The following is a 22214-nucleotide window of genomic DNA, read 5'->3' on the forward strand; positions in this document are numbered from 1 at the left end:
CCTGTAACGCAATTGAATCCGTCTCGGGCAATGCCTAGTATGGGCAGTAGGCCTCCCCGGCGACAGGATCATAACATGCCCCGCGCGCAGTCCGATATCGAAGCCGGTCAGGAGCGTCTGGTCGAACTGGCCTGCGCCCTGATCGAGGAGCGCGGCGGGCAGGCGCTGAACATGCAGGAAATCGCGCTGCGGGCAGGCATCTCTCCGGCTCAGGTCTTCCGCTATTTCGAAAGCCGCGAGGCGCTGCTCGAAGCCGTCGCCGAATACTGGTTCCGCCCCAAGGTCGCGATCATGGAGGAAGTGGTCGCCAGCGAGCTGCCGCCCCGCCGCAAGATGTACGAGTTCTTCGCGCGCCGCTTCGTGATGATGCGCGATGCCTACCGTGCCGATCCGGTCGCACACGAGATGTATGTCGAGCTGGGCAACGAATACTTCGAACAGGTGCGCAGCTACGTCGATCTGGCCGATCACTACCTCAGCATGATCATCGCCGAAGCAATGGGCGAAGGATTCTTCCCTGGGCTCGAGATCGACATGACGCTGAGCCTGATCAACCAGATGGTCTCGCCCTACTGCAACATCGGCGTGATGGGCATGCTGATGGACCGCCTGTCCGAAGAGAAGCTTGCCCGGATCATCGATGCGGTGTTCGACGGCCTTTCCGCGCAGGACCGCGGGGCCATGGGCGTCAGCGGGCTGCGCGCCGCCTAGGCCGCGCACCAGTCGCCGCGCCGGCCTTGCCAGTGTTCGGCGAGGCCTTCGCGTTCCAGCACTGCACCCAGACTGCGCCCGCCGCGCAACACCACGCGCAGTGCGCGCCCATAGCGGTCGGTCTCGCGCCCCTCGACCACCAAGGTGAACGAGCCGGCATTGAGCAGGTCGGTCAGCCGCAGTGTCGCTGCCTGGGCCAGACGGGCCTCATAGGCGCAGGAAGGATGGTCGAGCTCCGGCGCATTGACGTCGGCAATGCGGATCTTCAGGCCGCGATACCAGAACGTATCGCCGTCGACGACGCAAGTGACGCGCACGGGTCCCTCGCATGGCGCGAACCTGGCCGTTTCCGTGTCAGCCGCGGCGATTGGACGCGGCTCGGCGAGAATGGCGCGACCGGACAAAGCGGCGGCAAGCAGGACGGTGAGACCGGCAGATTGCCGGATGACAGCTGCATTCTTCATGCCGCCGCGATGGCATATATTCTTGCTTTGTTCTATATAAAAACGTTATAGTACAATAGCTTAGTATTCTTTCGCAAAGATGGACGGCAGCAAGATTGAAGGACCGGCTGAAAAATCGTGACGCAAAGCCATAGCAGAATGAAAAACAGTATTCCGAAAATAGCATCGGTCGATTGGCGATATCTTAACCAGAATTGCGGATTTCTACTGGCGCTCGGTTTCGCTGCAGCAGGTGTTTTCAGATCATGCCGGACTTCTTCTTCGATCTGCGTTGGCGCATCATTATCGGCCTTGGGGTGATGAGCTTGAGTTCACTGGGTCTCGCCATGATCGGCAAGAGCGCGTCCGTCAGCTACCAGGGGCCGAGCGCAGAAGAGCGCGAAGAGGCCCGCAAGGCCGTGCAAGAGTACGAGGCCGAGCGCGAAATTCGAAAGGCCCGGCGGACCGAAGGCTATGACCCCTCCGATCCGTCCGTCGTCCGCGATGGCTATCAGGACGAATACAACCGCGGGTCCTACAGCGATTCGCAACCCTGACAAGGCAGGCCGCGCCCCGGCGCCTAGCGCGTCGGGACCGGCACCTCGCCGCTGTAGTCATAGAAGCCGCGGCCCGACTTGCGGCCGAGCCAGCCTGCCTCGACATACTTCTGCAGCAGCGGCGCGGGGCGGTACTTCGGGTCACCCGTCGAGGCGAGGTAGATCTTCATGATCTCGAGCAGGGTGTCGAGCCCGATGAAGTCCGCGAGTTCGAGCGGGCCCATCGGGTGGTTGAGGCCCAGCTTCACGCCCTTGTCGATATCCTGGATCGAGCCGGTGCCCGAGCCGAGCACGAAAGCCGCCTCGTTGATAAACGGCACGAAAATGCGGTTGACGATGAAGCCTGGCTCGTCCTGCGACAGCACGATTTCCTTGCCGATATCGCTCACGAAACCGCGCACCGCTTCGATGGTCTGCACCGAGGTGGCAAGGCCGGGGATCACCTCGACCAGCTTCATCAGCGGCACGGGATTGAAGAAGTGGATGCCGATGAAGCGCTCCGGATCGGGCGAGGAGACGGCCATGCGGGTGATCGGGATCGAGGAGGTGTTGGTCGCCATGATCGCGGCGGCGCCAAGGTGCTTGCCGGCGGCTTCGAAGATCCTGTGCTTGATATCCTCGCGCTCGGTCGCAGCCTCGATCACGAGATCGGCCTCGCCAAGGCGGGCGTAATCGCCGACGGCGGTGATGCGCGAAACCGTCGCGACGGCGTCTTCGGCCGGGATCTTGCCGCGCTCGGCCAGCTTCATCAGGCCCTTTTCGATCTTGGCCCGGGCCGCTTCCGCAACCGCGAGCGAAACATCGGAGAGCAGCACGGACTTGCCCGAAGCGGCCGCGACCTGAGCTATGCCCGAACCCATCTGTCCGGCACCGATGACTGCGATTGTCTGCATGTGAACTATCCCGCCTGATTGCACGTTTGCGGGCTGACTAGTGTGGAATGGCGCCCATGGAAAGCTGCCAAATTGAGGGGGCAATCAGCGCGAGGCGCCCGGCACCCACAGCGGATCGTTGCCCGCATTGATCGCGCGCGCGAGCACGAAGAAATAGTCAGACAACCGGTTGAGATAGGCCAGCGCCGCCGGGTTAACCGGCTCGCTCGCCGCCAGCGCGGTAGCAGCGCGCTCGGCGCGGCGGGTGATCGCGCGGGCCAAGTGGACGCGCGCGGCGCCTTCGCTGCCGCCGGGAAGGATGAAGCTCGTCAGCGGCGGCAGCGACGCATTGAGCGTATCGATCTCCGTCTCGAGCCGGTCGGGCTGGGCCGCGACAACACGCAGCACCATTTCGGACGGGGTGAAATCCGCTCCGCCAATCTCGCCGAGCGGAGTCGCCAGATCAGCGCCCAGATCGAACAGATCGTTCTGGATCCGGCGCAGCGCGGTGGCGCGATCAGCCTCCAGCGCCAGCGCAGCGAAACCGACCGCAGAGTTCAGTTCATCGACTTCGCCGATCGCCTCGAGGCGCAGGTCATGCTTGGCGCGGCGCGAGCCATCGACGAGGCCCGTCGTGCCGTCATCGCCGGTGCGCGTGTAGATCTTGTTGAGCTTGACCACGCTGGAGGAACAGTCAGCGGCCGCCGTGGGTGAACAACAGCAGAATGGCGACAACCGCGACCGCGAGGCCCTGATACTTGATGCGGTTGAACATCATCTTGTTCTGCAGCAGCTGCATCTCGGTCGCACGCGTGCCATCGCCTTCCAGCTCGGCCTTGGTGCTGTTGAGGAAGGCGCCGATGCCGCGCAGCAGCGACCATACTGTAAGCCCCATCAGGATGAGGATCACGGGGACGAGGAAAAGTGTCATGGCAAGAGGTCTAGGCCCTCATGCAGCGAAATGCCACTGTCAAAGCGGGTAGCACGCAAAGCGGCGGCGAGCGCGGTTCCATCCTCCCCGGCGCGGCGGCGATCCGCGAGTGACGGCGCATGGCGGCGCTTGGCGAGCTTGCATCCATCGGGGCCGGTCAGCAGCGGGTGGTGATGCCAGCGCGGCTCGGGCAGGCCGAGCAGGAATTGCAGCAGGCGGTGGATATGCGTGGCAGCAAAGAGATCGGCGCCGCGGGTCACGACCGTCACACCGTCCTCGGCATCGTCGAGCGTGGCGGCCAGGTGGTAACTCGCGGGCGCGTCGCGGCGCCAGATCACCACGTCGCCGAGCATGGCCGGGCGAGCGCTTTGCGGTCCGCGCAGTTCATCGAACCATGTGAGCGGCCCTGCCAGTTCCGCCGCCTGCTCGACATCGAGCCGCCAGACGGGATCAGGTGAGCCGAGCGGCGGATTCCGCAGGCAGGTGCCGGGATAGATCGGCCCGTCCGGCCCTTGCAGCGTGGCAGCAGCGGCCACTTCGGCCCGGGTACAGCGGCAGGGATAGATGAGACCCATCGCGCGCAGGTTCTGCGCTGCCTCGCGGTAGCGCTCGATGCGGGTGGACTGTGGGGGCACTTCCTCGAAGGTCAGGCCCAGCCAGTGGAGGTCTTCGCGGAATTCGTCGGCGAGTTCAGGCCGGCTGCGCGCGCCGTCGATGTCCTCGATACGCAGCAGGAACCGGCCACCGTCTCTTGCAGCACGGTCATGCGCGGCAATCGCGGCATAAGCATGGCCCAAATGCAGCGATCCGTTGGGACTGGGCGCAAATCGGGTGACAGTGGGAGCGGACATGGCCTCGGTTCATAGCCATGTGCCGGGAAAACAAAAACGGCTGCCTTAAAGGGTAAGGCAGCCGTTTTCTTTGGGAAGCCCGCGGAGCGGGTTGGCGTTCACCGGGCCAGCTCAGACGAGCGTGGCACCGAAGAACATGCTGCTGATGCCAGCAGCCAGAACCAGCGAGACGATCGCCGAAGTGTAGTTACGCATAGTGTCCTCCTGTTTTGAGACCTTTCAGGAGACTCTCCCATTCCAGAGGCGCCGGCAGGGTGGTGGATTGCACAGAGCGTTTGGAACGAGGGCGCAAATAGGGATTCCCGCCCGTGCTGCAAGTGCGAACAAGGCAAGCACAGTTGCAATCCATGCAATCGGTTTTCTTTTGCGACTGAATGACTGAAAAACAAGGATTTTTCTGAGTTATGCCCTTTGGTGAAGCACAAATGTTTCAATGACAGAATATTTTCTAAACCAGATGCGTGTCGCGCAATCGCAACATTCGCCTTTTTTTGCGCGTCGCTGGACAGCGCGAGGCGAGATCATTATCCGCCTGCCATGAGCATTCAGCCTTCAGAATCGATCCTCATTGTCGACTTCGGTAGCCAGGTCACCCAGCTGATCGCGCGCCGCGTGCGTGAAGCGGGGGTCTACTCCGAAATCGCCCCCTTCACGCAGGCCGAAGCCGCCTTCCACCGGATGAAGCCCAAGGGCATCATCCTGTCGGGCTCCCCGGCCAGCGTGCCCGCTGAAGGCAGCCCCCGCGCGCCGCAGGTGCTGTTCGACAGCGGGCTGCCGATCCTCGGGATCTGCTACGGCCAGCAGGTGATGAGCCAGCAGCTCGGCGGCGATGTGCAGCCGGGCGATTCCGGCGAGTTTGGCCGTGCCTTCCTGACGGTCACCGAGCCATGCGCCCTGTTCGACGGCCTATGGGCGCCGGGCGAGCGGCATCAGGTGTGGATGAGCCATGGCGACAAGGTGACCCAGTTTGCACCCGGCTTCCGCATCGTTGCCGTGTCCGATGGCGCCCCCTTCGCTGTCATCGCCAACGACGAGAAGCGCTACTACGGCACCCAGTTCCACCCCGAGGTGGTCCACACGCCCGATGGCGGCAAGCTGATCGCCAACTTCGTTCGCCATGTCTGCGGCTGCACCGGTGAATGGACCATGGCGGAGTTCCGCAAGACCAAGATTGCCGAAATCCGCGAACAGGTCGGCGATGCCCGCGTGATCTGCGGCCTTTCCGGCGGCGTCGATTCCGCCGTCGCCGCTGTGCTGATCCACGAAGCGATCGGCGACCAGCTGACCTGCGTCTTCGTCGATCACGGCCTGATGCGCATGGGCGAGGCCGAGCAGGTCGTCAGCCTGTTCCGCGGCCACTACAACATCCCGCTCGTCCACAAGGACGTCTCGGCGCTGTTCCTAGGCGGTCTTGCCGGGGTGACCGATCCCGAGGCCAAGCGCAAGTTCATCGGCAAGACCTTCATCGACGTGTTCGAGGCCGAGGCCAAGCAGGTCGGCGGCGCGGACTTCCTCGCACAGGGCACGCTCTATCCGGACGTTATCGAGAGTGTCTCGTTCACCGGTGGCCCTTCGGTGACGATCAAGAGCCACCACAACGTGGGCGGCCTGCCCGAGCGGATGAACATGAAGCTCGTCGAACCCTTGCGCGAGCTGTTCAAGGACGAAGTCCGCGCGCTGGGCCGCGAGCTCGGCCTGCCGGACGTCTTCGTCGGCCGCCACCCCTTCCCCGGCCCCGGCCTTGCCATCCGCATTCCCGGCGAAGTGACGCGCGAGAAGTGCGATATCCTGAGGAAGGCCGACGCGATCTACCTCGAGGAAATCCGCAACGCCGGGCTCTATGATGCGATCTGGCAGGCCTTTGCCGTGCTGCTGCCGGTGCGCACCGTGGGCGTGATGGGCGATTTCCGCACCTATGACAGCGTCTGCGCGCTGCGTGCGGTGACCTCGACCGACGGCATGACCGCCGATATCTATCCCTTCGACGCCCATTTCCTCAGCCGCGTGGCGACGCGGATCGTCAACGAGGTCAAGGGCATCAACCGCGTGGTCTACGACTATACGTCGAAGCCGCCCGGCACCATCGAGTGGGAATGACGGGCGCCCTGTTTATCCGGTGATCCGGATGCGCGCGAAGAGCATGAAGCTCGTCGGGCTCGATCCATAGCTGGGCTTGATCGCGTCTGGCAGCGCATACTTGCTGACGAGCCCGCCCAGATCGAAGGCGACCTTGCCCACCGGCAGCGAGTGATAGCCGCCAAGGCTGAACTTGCTGACGTTGAACGCTTGCCCGGCCAGTGGATTCTCGTCGGCCTCGTCACCGAACAGTTCGTCCTTGTCGACGTTTTCGGCGCGGCCGAATACAGTCCAGCGCCCCAGTTGCAGCGCGCTGTCGAGCAGGAAAGCATCGGCGGGATGCGCATGATCGCCGCCCAGATGGGTGTTGCGCCCCCATGCCAGGGTGGACTGCCAGTTGCGCTTCGGTCCGAGCGCACGGTTCCACGTGATCGAGGCCGTGGTGCGGCGCACGTCTTCGTCGGGATGGAGGCCTTCGGGGCTCTTGAGGAAACCGTGGCTCACCTGCATCGAAAGGTTCGCGGTCGGGTTCCATGTCGCGCGCACGGACCAGCTGTCGAAGCGCGGCCGCTCGAAATCCCAGCGATTGGCGTCCGGCTCGCGCCCGGTGAACACGGAGCCCTCCAGCTTGACACCCTTGGTCGCAAGGCCCGCCGTCAGCACGCCGAAGGTGACATGGGTGCTGTCGAGCCAGTGGTGCGAGATCGGCGCCTCCGGGTTCGCCATACCGGGGAAGCGGTGCATGAAGGTGGCCGGACCCAGCGCCGGTTCACCCGGCAGGCCGAAGTAGACGAAACCGGAGAGCCCATCGGTGATCTGGTGGCTGTAGGTCGCCGAAAGTTCCATGAAGGCATCGTGCGGGTGCTGCCGGTCGATGAGCTTTGTAACGCCGTCAGCACTTTCGCCGCTGGCGAGAAGCAGCGGATAGCCGCGCTTGCCCATCAGCGGGTCGAGGCTGACCATCCCGCGCAAGGTCAGCGTGCCGCCGCCGAGCGGGCGCTGCGCGCTGCCCATCAGCATCGAGGTTGAGAACGTCTTGCGATCGCCGCGCGGGCCACCCTGATTGTCATATATCAGTGTGGCAAAGCCGTGGACCATCGTCGACCAGCCGCCGAGCCGGCCCATGATCGCCCACATCGGCGCCGTATCGGGCTGCCATGCCGTCCCCGATGCATCGCGCATCATGCTGTAGGGGCCGAGCGCGCCCACGAAGCCCTTCATGTCCATGCCATGCATGGAATGGTCCATGGCGCCGTGGTCCATAGCCCCATGATCCATGGCGGCATGGTCCTCCGTCGGCGTCGCTGATGACGCTCCGGCAGCAGGGTCGGCCGGTTGGTGCTGGTGTTGGTCCATTCCGTCCATGGACTGGGCCTGGGCCGTGATGGGGAAAGCAAGCGCAGTCACTGCGGCGAGGGTTCTGACAAACATGGGTCCTGCTATGGTATGGGGAGGGAGAGGGAAAGGTCTGCGAGCCGCGCGCGGTCAGCCCATGCGGGCAGCCATCCAGAGTGCCATCACGACCATCATCACGTTTTCCGTGAGGGAGACGAAGCCCAGCGGCACGTTCGAGGATCCGCCGACACAAGCGCACTTGAGTTCGCGCCGATCGATATAGACCGCCTTGAACACCGAAACAGCGCCTATCGAGCCGATGAACAATGCGACCGGAATCGAAAGCCATTCGAGCTGGCCCGAGACCATCAGCACGCCCGCCCCTGCCTCGGCAAAGGGATAGATCGTGCCATAGGGCACCCAGTGCTTTGCAAGCAAGTCGTAGTTCAGGAACATGGTCGAGAAGCGCTCGACGTCCTGCAACTTCAGAATCGCCAGCACGCACACGCTGAAGGCGATGAACCACTCCGCCGCACGCACGGTGATGGGCGAACCGAGCGCAGCCTCGCTCGTCGCGAGCGCCATGAGCGCCGTCACCGCGAAGACCGCCACGACCGGGCGGTAGCTCGTCGCTCCCGGTTCGGCGACGTGGAGACCAAAGTGGCGCCGCAGATCGTCGTAGCCACCGATACGCCGGCCGCCGATGAATATCTGCGGGGTCGTGCGGACATCGTGCTCGGCCTTGAACGCGTCGGTCTCTGCTCGGGTTTTCAACCAGATGTCCCCAACGGTGAAACCGCGGCGGCGCAGCAGATCGAGCGCCTTGATGCCATAGGGGCAGGTGTGTTCGGGCATGACCATCCGGTAGATGCGGGCGGTTTTGCCAAGGGGTGCGTGCATGGGAGTGGACCTTGCTGATGACCTTGCACGAACGCATATAGGGTCCGTACCATAGTACGGAGTCAACCGATGCCTGCGCTGACCATTGCAAAACTTGCGGCCGAAGGAGGCGTCGGCGTCGAAACGGTCCGCTACTATCAGCGGCGCGGCCTGATGCCGGAGCCGGAGCGCCCCAACGGCGCAAGCGCAAACGGGCGGGTGCGGCATTATGGTGCCGAAGACGTGCGGCGCTTGCGCTTCATCAGGGCCGCGCAGTCAGCCGGCTTCACGCTCGAGGAAATCGGCCAGCTGCTGTCGCTCGATGCAACCGAGGACCGCGCCCGCGCGCGAGAACTGGCGCGTGCCCGGGTCAGTGCTCTCGATGAGAAGATCCGCGAACTGCAATCCGCCCGGGACGCGCTCAGCCGGCTGGCGCAGGTCTGCGAGCAGGGCTCCACGCGGCTTTGCCCGATCCTGACCGCGTTCGAACCCTGAACGCCGCTGCACGAATCAGGCGGCGAGCGCTTGGCCCTGTCGAGCTTTGCCCTGTCGAGACTGCCAGCGACGCGGATTGCTGACCGGGCTGGTCTGGCAATCGGATGCGATGGTGGCGATCTCGTCGATGCCCATGAAGCGCAACTGGGTATCGATGCAGCGCACCTGATGGTCGGTGATCGCAGTGTTGTTCCACGGCCCCATCTGCGCAGCGAGCACAATCGCCTTCTTCCCCGCGAGCAACCCCTGCGGTCCCTGCGCGGTATAGCGGAAGGTCCGGTCCGCCCGGATCACCTGGCTGAACCACGCCTGCAGCCCCGGATTGAGCCCCATCGCATAGAGCGGCGCACCAAACCCCTTTCTGGCCCTTGCGCGGCGGGACCATTCCGCCAGTGCAGGCGTTACCGGATGGTGCCCGATGGGCGCACCGATCACCACCAGATCGGCAGCCTCGAGTTCCCGCACCAACTGATCCGATTCATCGCAGCTGGCGCCGTGCGGCGCGAGCCCGGCGAGATAGCGATAGGTCACTGCCATCTCGGGCACATGATCAGCAACCTGGCCCAGAACGCCGCCAAGCTGATCATGGATCCACGCCTTGTCGCGCGTGACCGCCGGAATGAGGGCAAGGACATTCATCGGGAGCTTTGATCCGGCACTGCATGAGGCGTGGAAAGTTTTAATTGGACATTTGTCTAAGCTCCTTACCAGCAGATCGGTATTGATTCGCCCATGCGGAAAGATGCCGGTTTGATGACAACCACGCGGCAGATGGTGCCGAAATGACAACAAAGAACCCGGCCGGTCCGGCACCGACCGGGCTTGATGGAGACGCGCCAATTCAGCGCCGGCTCTGGGCCATTTTCCAGATCGGATTGTCGGGCCGCGGAAGGTCGCGGTACATCACCGAAGCGCTGTTCCAGATCACCAGATCGCCGGCTTGCCAAGTGTGGCGATAGACGAATGTCGGCTGCGTCGCCCATTTGCGAAGGTTACCGAGGAAAGCCTCGCTCTGGCTGAATTCGAGATCGACGACCTGTATCGCGGTATCGTCAATAAGCATGCCGTGACGACCGCCGGGCAACGACTGAACCAGCGGCAATTCCGCGCTTTGCATCGCCATCCATTGCATGAGCGCCTCATGGCGCGGCTCGCGTTCGTGATAGAGCCGATCCTGCCAGAAGCCATGCAGAACGCGCAGCGAAGCCAGCTCGCGCTGATCGGCAGGCGCAAGTCCGTCCCATGCAGCAGCGGTGCAGGCGAACTGGGTCGGCGTGGCAATGCTCCCCTTGCCGGGGATCGCCATGATCGAGACCCCGCCGGGGGCGCGGCCCATGACATGGTCGCTTTCCCACACGCGACTGTTCTGGAGATATTCAGCCAGCGCGGAGACCTTGGGATCGCCGACAATCAGGTAGTCCTCAGGCGTGGGCTGGCGTGCCCGCGCCAGCGGACCATGGAGCATGGCCTCAAGCCGCTCGGCAAAGGAACGCAGCGGCCGTTCCGGACAGAAGGCCTGCCGGACGACAATCACTTCCATGTCTTCCAGTCGCGCGAGCAGCCAATCCTGATCTCCGATCAACAGATCGGCCAGACCGCTGCGATCAAGCGTCATGACTGGCTCGCCAACACGCCCGCCTGAATGCATCCCCAGATCATCAATGGCCATAGTTGGCTCACCTCCTGAGGAAAGAGATGGGATTTATTTTACATAGTTTGAAGGGTAAATATTTTATTATTATTTTGATGTAGATCAATGTTAACTTGCGGTGAATTTGCAATTATAGATGGGGACTGAGTCAAAAACCAGTCCCTTGCCGGGATCAAGCCTGATCGAAGGGATCGCGCATCGCGCGGTCGATCAGCTGGCGCACCACCGGGTTGGGGAACCGGCGCTGGGTGGTGACGGCGAGAAATGTCTCGGCAATGCCGGGCAGGGCTTCGGCTTCCACCAGCGCCCCATCGGCGATCTCGTCGCGCACGGCAATCGGCGGGAGCACGCCGAGCGCATGCCCCTCGCGCACGATGAGACGCATCATCGCCATGTCGTCCACTTCGGCGGCGATCTGAGGCCGCAGATCGAGCCGGTCGACGTAGGCGTCAAAAGCAATGCGCATCCCGCTGCCCGAGGCCGGCAAGACCACCGGATGCGCGCGCAGCAAGTCTGCCACCGCGCGGGTTTCGCCCAGCAGCGCGGGGGCACCGACCAGACTGACCGGCTGTTCGGAAAGCCGCTGGACGATGAACGGAGCCAGCGCGTCGCTCGCCGGCGCTAGATCGGTGAGCACCACGTCGATTGCCAGCGACTGCAGCGCGCCCAGCAGTTCCGCCTGGCTGCCCGAGCGCAGCACCACCTCGATATCGGTCCGCGCGAGGAGGGGCTCCACGAAGCTGATCTGGAAGTTGCGCGACAGCGTGGCGAGTGCGCCGATGCGGATGGCCTGTCGCACCTTGCCGGTCTCCTTGAGCGTGCCGAGCAGTTCATCGCCAGTCGCAAAGATCGCCTCGGCATGGTCGAGCGTGATTCGGCCCGCTTCGGTCAAATGCAGCGCGCGCCCGCGCCGCTCGAACAGCGCGTGGCCCAGCCGATCCTCCAGCTTGCGTATCTGCACCGACAGCGCGGACTGCGAGACATTGAGCCGCTCGGCGGTGCGCGAGAGGTTTCCGTCCTGCGCGACGGCCCAGAAATAGCGAAGGTGGTTGTAATTGAGGTCAGCCATGTCGTTCACATAAAGCGAACGATAAAGGCTAAACAATGAATTTTTTGCTCAACCAAGGTTCCGCTACGAGGACAGCAACTTCGAACGCCCCTCCAGCGGAGCACCGATCATGCCCTTCTCGCTCGCCGTCCTTGCCCCGCCCGCGCTGCTGCTGATCGCAGCCGCGCTCGGTTTCGCCCAGCCCGGCCGCATCGGTCGCAGCCCGCTTGCGCTGATCGAGCTCCTCGCCCTGATCGCGGTGGCGATGGCGGGCGGCACGATGGCGGCGCTGGCTTTCGGCGGTGCGACCACGCTCACCCTCGCCGCGGCCAGCCCCGCGCTGCCGCTGCTGGCGTTCCGGCTCGATCTCATCAGCGCGACGATGCTGCTGCTCGTCAGCTTCGTCGGCTGGATCGTGGTGCGCTACGCCCGCGTCTACCTAGACGGTGAGACTCGCCAGGGCGTGTTCATGGCATGGCTGGCGACGACGCTGGCGATGGTCATGCTGCTGGTGACGGCGGGTTCGCTCGTCCAGCTGCTCGGCGCATGGATCGCGACCAGCCTTGCGCTACACAAGCTGCTGCTGTTCTACCCTGAGCGGGTCGCTGCCCAGCGCGCCGCACGCAAGAAGTTCGTCACCGCCCGCGCCGGTGACGCGGCGCTGCTTGGTGCCGCGCTGCTGCTGTTCAAGGCATATGGCACGACCGACCTCCCTGCGATCCTCGCCGCTGCGCACGCCGGGATGGGTGGCTACGGCGCGATGACCGCCGCTGGCCTCCTCGCCATTGCTGCGCTGCTCAAGTCTGCGCAGTTCCCGCTGCACGGCTGGCTGACTGAAGTCATGGAAGCACCGACCCCGGTTTCCGCGCTGCTCCATGCCGGTGTGATCAACGCGGGCGGCTTCCTCCTCATCCGCTTCGCCGATGTCATGCTGCTCGCTCCCGGCGTGCTGGCGGTGCTCGTCATGGTCGGCGGCTTCACCGCGCTGTTCGGCGGCCTCGTCATGCTCACCCAGCCGGCGATCAAGACCTCGCTGGCCTGGTCGACGGTCGGCCAGATGGGCTTCATGATCATGCAGTGCGGCCTCGCGCTGTTCCCGCTCGCGCTGCTCCACATCGTGCTGCACTCGCTTTACAAGGCGCATGCCTTCCTCGCCTCGGGCGGTGCGGTGGAACAGACCGCCGCGGCGCGGCGGCCGGGTCCGGTTGCCATCCCGCGCCCCGCAGCGGTCGGCCGGGCCTTCGTTGCGGCGCTTGCCATCTACACGCTGATGAGCTTCGCCTTCGACGCCGTCCCCGGCTTCCACCACAAGTCACCGCAGGCGGTCGCGCTCGGCGCCATCCTGATCTTCGGCGTAGCCTACCTCTTCGCCCAGGGCCTCGCCGACAGCGCCCCCCGCGCCCTCACCCGCAAGATGGCGGTCTACGCGGTCGCTGCCTCGATCGGCTACTTCACGCTCCATGGCCTCGCGCTCTGGCTGACCGCCGGGACACTGCCCGCCACCCCCGCGCCCGGCCCGCTCGAATGGACGCTGATGGTGCTGGCAGTGCTGAGCTTCGGCCTCGTCGCGGTGGCGCAGTCGATGTTCCCGCTCTGGGCGTACCACCCGGCAGCCGCAGGCCTGCGGGTCCACCTCTCCAACGGCCTTTACGCCAACGCCCTGTTCGACCGGATGCTCGGCGGCTGGACGCTCAAGCGGTCGGCCTGAGACGCACCCTCTTTTCCCGAAGGATCTCCCATGCTCATGATCCCCACCGACAACAGCCAGACCCTCGCCCAGCTCAAGATCGCAGCCGATGGCGCGGCCCGCGCGATCCCGCCAGTCTGGCCGCTCGCCTCGAGCGTCGCGGTCAACCCCTACCTCGGCCAGACCGGCCTGACGCTGGCCGAGACCGCCGCGCTGATGGCGCGCGTCTCGGGCACGCCGGTGACCATGCCGCGCCAGTGGTACCGCGACCGGATCGCCAGCGGCGCAATCACCGAGGCACATCTCTCCGCCGCGCTTGCCGCTTCGCCGCATGCCGGAAAGCCCGGCTCGCTCACCGCGCTGCAAGCGGCGCTGATGCTTGAACCGGCACCCGCCAAGGCCGTCCCGACCGTCGCCGATCTCGCCGCCAAGGCCACCGGCATCGACTGGCCGGGGATCATTGCCGAGCGCTTCGGCGCCTGGGCCGGCGGCTACTTCGACAAAGGCCAGGCGCTGTGGGCCGCCCCGCGCGGCAAGGGCGCCTATGCCGCCTGGCAGGCGGTCGCCTCGCACGATCTGACGCCGGAAATCGCGGGCCTGACCGGTTTCGGCAGCCTCGTCGCCGATGCGCCCGAGCGCGCGGCCGAAGCGCTGGCCTGCGCCGTCGACACACTCGCGCTGCCGTCAGCGGCCCTGCCGACCTACTTCCACAGCCTGCTTGTGACGCTCGGCGGCTGGGCGCATGTCGCCCGCTACGAGCTGTGGCAGGCCGAACTTGCCGGCAAGAGCGACGAAACGATCACTGATTTCCTCACCATCCGCCTGCTTTGGGAGCAAGCGCTGCTGGGCCGCTACGGCAGCAAAATCGGACCAAGCTGGCTGGCGACAATCGCCGCGCACGAGGAACCGGTCGAGCCCTCTGCCGACCAGATCGTCGACGCGATCCTGCAGGAAGCCGCAGAGCGCGCAGGGCAGACGGCCCTGTCCGAAACGCTGGCAGAGCCGCTTGCCGGGTTCGAGCGTCAGCCCCCCGTGCTCCAGGCTGCCTTCTGCATCGATGTGCGCTCGGAAGTGTTCCGCCGCGCGCTGGAATCGCTCGACAAGCGCATCCAGACCTTGGGATTTGCCGGCTTCTTCGGCCTCACCGCCTCGCACCAGCGGTTTGCCTCGGACGTCCACGAACATCGCCTGCCGGTGCTGCTCAATGCCGGGCTGACCAGCCGCGTCGGCAGCGAAGGCGCGACCCATGCCCGCCACACCGCCCGCGCCGAGCGCGCCTGGGGCCGGTTCAAGCTGGCGGCGGTCTCCTCGTTCGCCTTCGTCGAAGCTGCGGGCCCGATCTATATCGGCAAGCTGCTCAAGGATGCGCTCGGCCTCAAGGCGAACAAGCCACCGCGCGATCCCAAGCCATTCGCCGATCCCGCGCCCGATACCGCGACCCGCGTCGGCATGGCCGCCTCGATCCTCGGCGCGATGTCGCTGACCACCGAGTTCGCGCCGCTGGTGCTGCTCGCCGGGCACGGCGCGAATGTCGTCAACAACCCGCATGCCAGCGGCCTCCACTGCGGGGCATGCGGCGGCTATTCCGGAGAAGTGAACGCGCGGCTGCTCGCTGGGCTGCTCAACGATCGCGAAGTGCGCGCCGGCCTTGTCGACAAGGGCATCCTGATACCCGACACCACGCTTTTCGTTGCCGCGCTGCACGACACGACCACCGACGCCGTGACGCTCTACACCGAAGACCAGCCCACGGACCTGCACCGCGATGCGATCGCGCAGGCCGAGCAGTGGCTGGCGGCGGCGGCCGTGCTCACCCGCAGCGAACGCGCGCTTCGCCTGCCGCGCGCGAACAGCGACGCGAGCGTGATCAAGCGCAGCCGCGACTGGTCGGAAACGCGGGCGGAATGGGCTCTCGCAGGCTGCAAGGCCTTCATCGCCGCACCCCGCATGCGCACCGCCGGCCGCAGCCTCGAAGGCCGCGCCTTCCTCCACGACTACGTCTGGCAGCGCGACGAGGGCTTCGGCGTACTCGAACTGATCATGACCGCGCCGGTCGTTGTCGCGAGCTGGATCAGCCTGCAGTATTACGGCTCGAGTGTTTCGCCCGAGCTGTTCGGCGGCGGCAACAAGCTGCTCCACAACGTGGTCGGCGGCATCGGCGTGATCGAGGGCAATGGCGGTCCGCTGCGCGCGGGCCTGCCGTGGCAGTCGGTCCACGACGGGCACCAACTGATGCACGAGCCGCTGCGCCTTTCGGTCTGCATCGAAGCCCCGCGCGAGGCGATGACCGCGGTGCTCGAGAAGCATGCCGGGGTGCGCGCGCTGTTCGACAACAAGTGGCTCCACCTCTTCGCCATCGACGACGAAGGCAAGCTCGCCTGGCGCTATGCTGGCGATTTGCAGTGGGAAGCGGCGACCGAGACGGCCCCGGCAGCGTCAGCAGCGGAAATGGCGATCTGAACGATGGACGGCGCGCGGGCGGTGCTCGCGACAATGCACGGCAAGGAGAGGGTTATCGCCCCCCTTGCCGCGCGTTTCCTCGGGCTGGACGTGGTTGTTGCCGAAGGGCTCGATACCGATGCGTTCGGCACGTTCAGCCGGGATGTGCAGCGTATCGGAACGCCGCGCGAGGCAGCGCGGGCCAAGATCGCGGCGGCCTTCCGCCACCATCCCGAAGCCCGCGTGGGGCTGGCGAGCGAAGGCAGTTTCGGTCCGCACCCGAGCTTGCCGTTTGCTGCGCTGGACCGCGAACTCGTGGTCATGATCGATCGCGAGCGCGGGCTGGAACTCGTCGGCCACCATGCAACGATGGCCACCAACTTCGCGCATCAGGTGGTGACAGGCGCTGAAGCGGGACTGGCTTTCGCGGCAAAGGCCGGATTTCCTGCGCATGGCGTCATCGTGATGAGCGTGCTGGACGGCGCCTCTGCACCGCAGTTGGCGCTGTTCAAGGCCGTCGAAACCGAAACTGACCTCGCCGAAGTCCTCGCCCGTACGATCGCGCTCACCGGCGCCGCCCATATCGAGACCGACATGCGCGCGCACCGCAACCCAAAGCGGATGCGCGCGATCAAGCGGGCGATGATCGACCTCATCCGCCGCTCGCGCAGCTTTTGTCCGGCATGCGCACGGCCCGGCTTTGCGATGACCGGACGCGCCAGTGGCCTCCCCTGCGCGTGGTGTTCCTCTCCAACACCTCTGGCCCGCGCGGAAGTCTGGACCTGCGAAGGCTGCGGCCACTGCGAGGAACGTCCGGTCAGCGCCGCCAGCGCCGATCCGATGCACTGCGAAGAGTGCAATCCTTAGGCCGCGAGCTTGTCGTAGCCGGTCGGCGTCACATCCTCGCCGAAGCGATAGGCGGAGGCAGTGATCCCGCCGCGCAGGTCATTCTCGGAATAGATGCACACGCCCGGATCACCGCCCGCCGCGCCGACCGCGACCATCAGCGGGATGAGGTGATCCTCGCGCGGGTGAGCTACTCGGGCAGCCGGCGCCTGATCCCAGCGCAGCAGCTCTGCCGCCCGCGCCTCCGGTTCCAGATCGAGCAGGGTATGCCGCAGCCAACCGTCGAACTGCCGCGAAGGCTCGGCGGCCCGCGCGTCGAACATGCGCAAGTTGTGGTACGAAAGGCCCGAACCCATGATCACAACGCCCTCGTCCCGCAGCGGCGCCAGCGCGCGGCCGAGGGCGAGGTGCGCGGCGGGATCGTAGCCCTGCTTCATCGAAAGGCTGACGACGGGAAGGTCCGCTTCCGGGCGGATCGGCTGCATCATCGAGAAGGTGCCGTGGTCGAACCCACGCGCCGGATCATCCCCGACCGCAATGCCCGCAGCCGAGGCCAGTTCGCGCACCCGGGCCGCCAGCACCGGATCACCGGGAGCCGCGTAGCGGATATGGTAGGTGTGCTCTGGAAAGCCGAAATAGTCGTAGACCATCCCCGGCTGCGCGGCACTGGAAACCGTAAACTCCGGCTCCTCCCAATGCCCCGAAACCGCCAACACCGCGCGCGGCGGCTCGGGCAGCTGTGCAGGCAACGCCTTGAGCGAGGCCTCCAGCCAGGCAAAGCCTTCGCGGAACGGGCCATCGAGCCAGGGCCAGGGGCCCCCGCCATGCGAGAGGAAGAACACGGGCTGCTTCATGCCGCCAATCTAGGCGGCACCGGGCCACGGCGACAGTGCCAAGATTCGCGGGTCTCTGTTCTAGAAACCCGAACGGTCAGAGCTTCGCCAGCACCGCCGCTGCGCTAGCGGCAATGCGTGCCTTCTCCGCATCGGCGAACTTGTCATAGGTCCGCACCATCTGCGCCATGCGCGGATTGCCGCCGATCTTGTCCCGGTGGCGCGCGATGAAGTCCCAATAGAGCGGGTTGAACGGGCAGGCATCCGGCCCCGTCCGCTGCTTCACGTCATACCGGCAAGTGCCGCAGTAGTTCGACATGCGGTTGATATAGGCCCCGCTTGCGGCATAGGGCTTGGAGGCCAGCAACGCGCCATCGGCGAACTGGCTCATCCCCACGGTGTTGGGCAGCTCCACCCATTCATAGGCATCGGCATAGACGCCGAGATACCATTCGTGGAGCTCGTGCGGATCGATCCCGGCCAGCAGCGCGAAGGTGCCTGTCACCATCAAGCGCTGGATGTGATGGGCATAGGCGTGCTGGCGCGTCTGGGTGACAGCGGCGCGGACGCAGGCCATCTCGGTTTCCGCCGTCCAGTAGAACGCGGGCAGCGGGCGCGTGTGTTCAAGGAAATTGCGCCGCTCGTAGCCAGGGGCGGTCAGCCAGTAGATCCCGCGCACATATTCGCGCCAGCCGATGATCTGGCGGATGAAGCCCTCGGCGGCATTGAGCGGCACGCGGCCTGCCTGCCATTCCGCCTCGACCGCGCGGCAGACTTCCAGCGGATCGAGCAGCCCGCAATTGAGATACTGCGCGATGACGGCATGGTAGAGGAACGGCTCGCCCTCCAGCATCGCGTCCTGATAGTCGCCGAAGCGGGGCAGCGCGCGCTTCACGAAGGCCGCGAAGGCGGCTTCGGCGTCGGGGCGGATGACGGCGAACTGGAAGGGTTCGAGATCGCCGAAGTGGTTGTCAAACCGCGCCGCGACCAGCGCCATGACCTCCGCCGTGATGGCATCCGGCGCGAACACCGGAGGACTGGGCATGAACAGGTCCGGCGCCGCAGCCTTGCGGTTCTCCGCGTCGTAGTTCCACTCGCCGCCCGCCGGTTTGTCGCCCTCCATCAGGAGGCCGGTGCGGCGGCGCATCTCGCGGTAGAAATACTCCATCCGCAGCGCCTTGCGGCCTTCCGCCCACTCGCGGAACACCGGCAGCGGGCAGATGAAGCGCGTGTCGGGGAGGATCTCGACGGGAAGACCGAACTGCGCCTCCCACCATGCGAACATCTGCGCCACGCGCCATTCGCCTGCCTCGGTGACGAGGATGCTGTCCGGTTTCTGCGCAGCGACAGCCCGCGCCACTTCGCCGGTAAAGCTGCCGGTATTGCCCGGATCATCGAGCTTCACATAGTCCACTGTCCAGCCCAGCCCGCGCAGCTCCTCGGCGAAGTGGCGCATGGCGCTCAGCAGGAACGCGATCTTCTTCTTGTGGTGGCGGACGTAGGTCGCTTCCTCGCTGACTTCGACCATCAGCACCCGGTCACGCGCCTTGTCCGCCGCCTGAAGCGAGGTCATCGCCGGGCTGAGCTGATCGCCCAGCACAAGGACCAGCCGGCTCACAGGTCGAGCGCCAATTGCGTGGTTGGCGCGCGGCGGCGCGATTTCTGGCCCGTCATCGGCATGCCCGCTTTGCGGCTGCCATGCTTCTCGGCAATGCGGCTCGCCGTCACGCGGTGCCCCGATCCCTTGCGGACCGCATGCAAGGCATCGCGGGCGGCAGCGGCGGCTTTCACATGATCGACAATCGGCGGCGGATAGCCAAGGCCTGCTGTGCTTTCCCACTTCCACGGCTCATGGATCAGCGGGGTGGGCACATCGGCAACCTCCGGCACCCACCGCCGCACAAACAGGCCTTCCGGGTCCTGATCATGGCCCTGCTTCACCGGATTGTAGACCCGCATCGTGTTGATCCCCGTGGTGCCCGATTGCATCTGCACCTGGCTCCAGTGAATGCCCGGCTCGTAATCGACGAACTGCCGCGCGAGATGCAGCCCCGTCGCGCGCCACGGCAGCCAGAGCTGGTAGCTCGCGAACGAGACCAGCATCGCACGCATGCGGAAATTGAGCCAGCCATGCGCCGCCAGCGCGCGCATGCAGGCATCGACGAAAGGATAGCCCGTGTGCCCCTCGCGCCATGCCGCAAGCCGCTCGGCATCGGGTATATCGGGGCGCAAGCCATTGTAGGCGGGATGGAGGTTTTCGAACTCGATACGCGGCTCGTCCTCCAGCTTCTGCATGAAGTGGCAGTGCCAGTGCTGGCGCCCGGTGAACGAGATCATCGAGGCCCGCCAGCTGCGCGCCGCTGCACGCTCATCCCCGCGCAGCCCCTTGAGCCGCGCCGCACTCGCCTGCGCGACTTCACGCATCGAAAGCGTGCCCCACGTGAGGTGCGGCGAGAGGCGCGAGCTGGCATCGAACGCCGTCACCGGGCTCGACATCTGCCAGCGATAGTCCCTGCCGCGTAGCTCGAGAAAGCTGGCGAGGGTGGCAAGCGCCTCGACGCGCCCACCACGCTGGCGGTTTGGACAAGGATCGGGAGCAAGGCCAAGATCACACGCCTGCGGAATGCGCGTGGGCCAATCCGGGCCGAGCGGCTTTAATGCGGCGGGCGGCGCGGTGAGCTCTTCAGCCATGCGCCGATCCCAACTGCGTGCCCAGCCGTGGCGCGATTTCAGGCGCCGGATCACACCGTTCTGCGGCAGCTCATGCCACGGCACACCAGCCTCGCGCGCCCATGCGGCGACCGCCTTGTCGCGCGCGTAGGTCCATCCGTTGCCGGTTTCCTCGTGGCTCCACAGTGCCGAAATGCCATGCCGCTCATGGATCTTGCGCAGCACCGCCACTGCATCACCGCGCACCACGCAGAGCAGTTGCCCCAGCGCACCCAGCACCGCCTGCAATTCCGCGAGGCATTCGGCCGCGAAGTCCCATTGCCGCGCAGACGCATCCTCCTCGGCCCATAACCCTGGTTCGGCAATGTACAGCGGCAGCACCGGCCCGTGTTCGGCAGCAAGCGCCAGCGGGCGATGATCCGCGATGCGCAGGTCGCGCTTGAACCACACGACCTGCAGCGGCACTTTCACAGCATCCCCTCGGCGCGCAAGTGCCCCTCGATCTCGGCATCGAAGGCAAAGAACCCGCGCCGCGCATGGGGCCAGAGGCCCGCATCCCAGCGCCGCCGCACTGGGCGCAGCGCGATCCCCTCGGCCGCCAACACAGGTTCCAGTCCGGCCAGCGCATCGGCGACCGGGCCGACCGGGGCACAAGGCGTTAGGACCTGACGCGCGCCGACAGCCCGCGCCGCTGAAAGCAGCGTCTCAGCATCGAGCCTGTCCGCCAGAGTGGAGCCGCAGCCGAAGTGCGTTTCGGCGCGTGTGGCGGCATCGGCCATGGCTTCGCCCGCAAAACGCCGCGCCGCATCGCCCCAAAGCAGTGCCGGATCGCATGCGGCAAGCACCCCGCGCACAGGCGCATCGGCAGCAAACAGCGATTCTGCATTGAGGTCTTCGTGATGCACCAGCAGCAGGCTCGGCGCAGCCATATCGGGCGTAGCCAGCGCCTCCAGCTTGCCTGCGGGCCCAACCGGTGGTTCGGTCAGCGCGGCCGCTTCCTCCGCCAGTCCGCGCGGCGCAAAACGGCCTTCGGTGTAGCGCGCGATATTGTCCGCCCGCGCGAGATAGGTCTTGCCCGCCGTCTGCAGCCCCGCCACCCAGCGCCATGAGAGCGTGTTGCTTGCCGGGTCGGCGTCGATAAGGTGGCGCAGGAAAAAGTCTGCCCCCAGCGTCCACGGCAGGCGCAAGGTGAAGATCCAGATCGAGGCGAACCACATGCGGGCGTGGTTGTGAAGATAGCCCGTCTCGACCAGTTCCCGCGCCCAGGCATCGAAGCAATCGATCCCGGTGCGTCCCGCTTCTGCCGCCATGACATCGGCCTCACGCTTCGCCGCATCGCGCTCGGCAAGGAAGCGCTGCCACACCGCCGGGCGCAGTTCGACCCAGCCTTTCCAATAGGTCCGCCAGCACACCTCCTGAATGAACTTGCCAGCCGCGCTGAAGCTGTGCCGCCCCAGCACTTCGGCCACCACGTCCTGCTCGGTCACCAGCCGGTAGCGCACGACAGGCGAAAGGCGCGAGACCGCAGAGGGCTTGCCGGGCCCCGGATCGGTGTTGCGCCCTGAAGCATAGGACGCCCCGGCGCGTGGCACGAAACGGCGGAGGTGATCAAGCGCAGCACGGCGTGTAGGGAGAGGCAGCATCCCCTTGCCCTTGGCCCCGCACGCTGTTGCGGCCCAGATGGTCATGCGGGCAAGTGCCTGTCCAGAATACAAGTACTTGTCGCGCGGGCATTTCGCGAAAATGGCCAAAGCGTAATGTTCTGCTCACACCGCCGACGGGCACCGCGCCCTAGATGGGCTTTCGACGATGGGCGCCAGTCACGGGATGCGTGACGTGACGGTCCCCTGTTCCGCTTTCCGGTCCGGCGTCCATCGTCACCCAGCCCGG

Annotated in this window: 21 protein-coding genes; 7 read left to right on the forward strand and 14 right to left on the reverse strand. The window is 65.6% G+C overall.

Translation table 11 applies throughout. The annotated features are described in order from the left end of the window. The first annotated feature begins 75 nt into the window (after positions 1-75). Positions 76-711 carry a TetR/AcrR family transcriptional regulator gene (locus tag NDB2M1_RS12365; protein ID WP_054123755.1) on the forward strand — a complete coding sequence of 212 codons (636 nt, stop codon included), beginning with the start codon at positions 76-78 and terminating at the stop codon, positions 709-711. On the opposite strand, the gene NDB2M1_RS12370 is transcribed toward NDB2M1_RS12365, so the two are convergent. Then, on the reverse strand, positions 708-1175 hold the full coding sequence (locus tag NDB2M1_RS12370; protein WP_083554836.1) for a thermonuclease family protein: 468 nt from the start codon (positions 1173-1175) through the stop codon (positions 708-710). The two genes, NDB2M1_RS12365 and NDB2M1_RS12370, sit on opposite strands and share 4 nt — an antisense overlap. A 245-nt stretch (positions 1176-1420) precedes the next feature. Between NDB2M1_RS12370 and NDB2M1_RS12375 the strand changes: the two genes are divergently transcribed. Then, positions 1421-1711, forward strand: a complete 291-nt coding sequence (locus tag NDB2M1_RS12375) for a hypothetical protein (RefSeq protein WP_054123754.1) — start codon at positions 1421-1423, stop codon at positions 1709-1711. 23 nt (positions 1712-1734) lie between these two features. On the opposite strand, the gene NDB2M1_RS12380 is transcribed toward NDB2M1_RS12375, so the two are convergent. From NDB2M1_RS12380 to gluQRS, 4 genes are all read right to left on the reverse strand, one after another. After that, a complete protein-coding gene (locus NDB2M1_RS12380; RefSeq protein WP_072382728.1) occupies positions 1735-2604 on the reverse strand; it encodes a 3-hydroxyacyl-CoA dehydrogenase NAD-binding domain-containing protein in 870 nt (289 codons plus the stop codon). An 84-nt stretch (positions 2605-2688) separates the two neighbouring features. After that, a complete protein-coding gene (locus NDB2M1_RS12385; protein ID WP_072382731.1) occupies positions 2689-3264 on the reverse strand; it encodes a cob(I)yrinic acid a,c-diamide adenosyltransferase in 576 nt (191 codons plus the stop codon). A 13-nt stretch (positions 3265-3277) separates the two neighbouring features. Next, entirely contained in the window at positions 3278-3514 is a 237-nt protein-coding gene (locus NDB2M1_RS12390; protein ID WP_054123751.1) for an HIG1 domain-containing protein, read from the reverse strand. After that, positions 3511-4365: a tRNA glutamyl-Q(34) synthetase GluQRS gene (gluQRS, locus tag NDB2M1_RS12395; RefSeq protein ID WP_072382732.1), complete on the reverse strand. Its 855-nt coding sequence runs from the start codon at positions 4363-4365 to the stop codon at positions 3511-3513. The genes NDB2M1_RS12390 and gluQRS overlap by 4 nt, the downstream gene beginning before the upstream one ends. A gap of 537 nt (positions 4366-4902) precedes the next feature. Between gluQRS and guaA the strand changes: the two genes are divergently transcribed. Beyond that, positions 4903-6462: a glutamine-hydrolyzing GMP synthase gene (guaA, locus tag NDB2M1_RS12400; protein ID WP_072382734.1), complete on the forward strand. Its 1560-nt coding sequence runs from the start codon at positions 4903-4905 to the stop codon at positions 6460-6462. Between the two features lie 12 nt (positions 6463-6474). Here guaA and NDB2M1_RS12405 read toward each other — a convergent pair whose 3' ends face one another. Together NDB2M1_RS12405 and NDB2M1_RS12410 are read right to left on the reverse strand one after the other, a co-directional pair. Then, positions 6475-7719, reverse strand: coding sequence for a hypothetical protein (locus NDB2M1_RS12405; protein ID WP_216234010.1), 1245 nt, complete (start codon positions 7717-7719; stop codon positions 6475-6477). A gap of 207 nt (positions 7720-7926) precedes the next feature. Beyond that, entirely contained in the window at positions 7927-8676 is a 750-nt protein-coding gene (locus NDB2M1_RS12410) for a glutaredoxin family protein (protein WP_072382742.1), read from the reverse strand. Positions 8677-8745: 69 nt separating this feature from the next. Here NDB2M1_RS12410 and NDB2M1_RS12415 point away from each other — a divergent pair, with 69 nt between their 5' ends. Then, positions 8746-9150: a MerR family transcriptional regulator gene (locus tag NDB2M1_RS12415; RefSeq protein ID WP_072382744.1), complete on the forward strand. Its 405-nt coding sequence runs from the start codon at positions 8746-8748 to the stop codon at positions 9148-9150. A gap of 15 nt (positions 9151-9165) precedes the next feature. Here NDB2M1_RS12415 and NDB2M1_RS12420 read toward each other — a convergent pair whose 3' ends face one another. The 3 genes from NDB2M1_RS12420 to NDB2M1_RS12430 all read right to left on the reverse strand — a co-directional run bounded on the left by NDB2M1_RS12420 (position 9166) and on the right by NDB2M1_RS12430 (position 11870). Continuing rightward, entirely contained in the window at positions 9166-9789 is a 624-nt protein-coding gene (locus NDB2M1_RS12420) for an NAD(P)H-dependent oxidoreductase (protein ID WP_072382745.1), read from the reverse strand. Positions 9790-9991: 202 nt separating this feature from the next. Next, a complete protein-coding gene (locus NDB2M1_RS12425) occupies positions 9992-10819 on the reverse strand; it encodes a TauD/TfdA dioxygenase family protein (protein ID WP_072382746.1) in 828 nt (275 codons plus the stop codon). Between the two features lie 154 nt (positions 10820-10973). Next, complete coding sequence (locus NDB2M1_RS12430) at positions 10974-11870, reverse strand: LysR family transcriptional regulator (protein ID WP_072382747.1); 897 nt, start codon at positions 11868-11870, stop codon at positions 10974-10976. Positions 11871-11979: 109 nt separating this feature from the next. Between NDB2M1_RS12430 and NDB2M1_RS12435 the strand changes: the two genes are divergently transcribed. Genes NDB2M1_RS12435 through NDB2M1_RS12445 form a run of 3 tightly spaced genes read left to right on the forward strand, consistent with a single transcriptional unit; the run spans position 11980 to position 16842 of the window. Next, the gene (locus tag NDB2M1_RS12435; RefSeq protein ID WP_072382749.1) at positions 11980-13557 is read left to right on the forward strand and encodes a proton-conducting transporter transmembrane domain-containing protein; all 1578 of its coding nucleotides are present in this window, start codon (positions 11980-11982) and stop codon (positions 13555-13557) included. Positions 13558-13587: 30 nt separating this feature from the next. After that, positions 13588-15996 carry a YbcC family protein gene (locus tag NDB2M1_RS12440; protein WP_072382751.1) on the forward strand — a complete coding sequence of 803 codons (2409 nt, stop codon included), beginning with the start codon at positions 13588-13590 and terminating at the stop codon, positions 15994-15996. 3 nt (positions 15997-15999) lie between these two features. Next, a complete protein-coding gene (locus NDB2M1_RS12445) occupies positions 16000-16842 on the forward strand; it encodes a DUF6671 family protein (RefSeq protein WP_072382754.1) in 843 nt (280 codons plus the stop codon). Here NDB2M1_RS12445 and NDB2M1_RS12450 read toward each other — a convergent pair. The 4 genes from NDB2M1_RS12450 to NDB2M1_RS12465 form a co-directional block, all read right to left on the reverse strand. Further along, complete coding sequence (locus NDB2M1_RS12450; protein ID WP_072382756.1) at positions 16839-17675, reverse strand: DODA-type extradiol aromatic ring-opening family dioxygenase; 837 nt, start codon at positions 17673-17675, stop codon at positions 16839-16841. The two genes, NDB2M1_RS12445 and NDB2M1_RS12450, sit on opposite strands and share 4 nt — an antisense overlap. Before the next feature lie 76 nt (positions 17676-17751). Beyond that, on the reverse strand, positions 17752-19272 hold the full coding sequence (locus tag NDB2M1_RS12455; protein ID WP_216234013.1) for a cryptochrome/photolyase family protein: 1521 nt from the start codon (positions 19270-19272) through the stop codon (positions 17752-17754). Next, the gene (locus NDB2M1_RS12460) at positions 19269-20795 is read right to left on the reverse strand and encodes an FAD-binding domain-containing protein (protein ID WP_143146749.1); all 1527 of its coding nucleotides are present in this window, start codon (positions 20793-20795) and stop codon (positions 19269-19271) included. Before NDB2M1_RS12460 ends, NDB2M1_RS12455 begins: the two co-directional genes overlap by 4 nt. Beyond that, positions 20792-22012, reverse strand: coding sequence for an FAD-binding domain-containing protein (locus tag NDB2M1_RS12465; RefSeq protein ID WP_072382758.1), 1221 nt, complete (start codon positions 22010-22012; stop codon positions 20792-20794). The genes NDB2M1_RS12460 and NDB2M1_RS12465 overlap by 4 nt, the downstream gene beginning before the upstream one ends. Positions 22013-22214: the final 202 nt, after the last annotated feature.

The sequence above is a fragment of the Novosphingobium sp. NDB2Meth1 genome, assembly GCF_900117425.1.
Lineage (GTDB): Bacteria > Pseudomonadota > Alphaproteobacteria > Sphingomonadales > Sphingomonadaceae > Novosphingobium.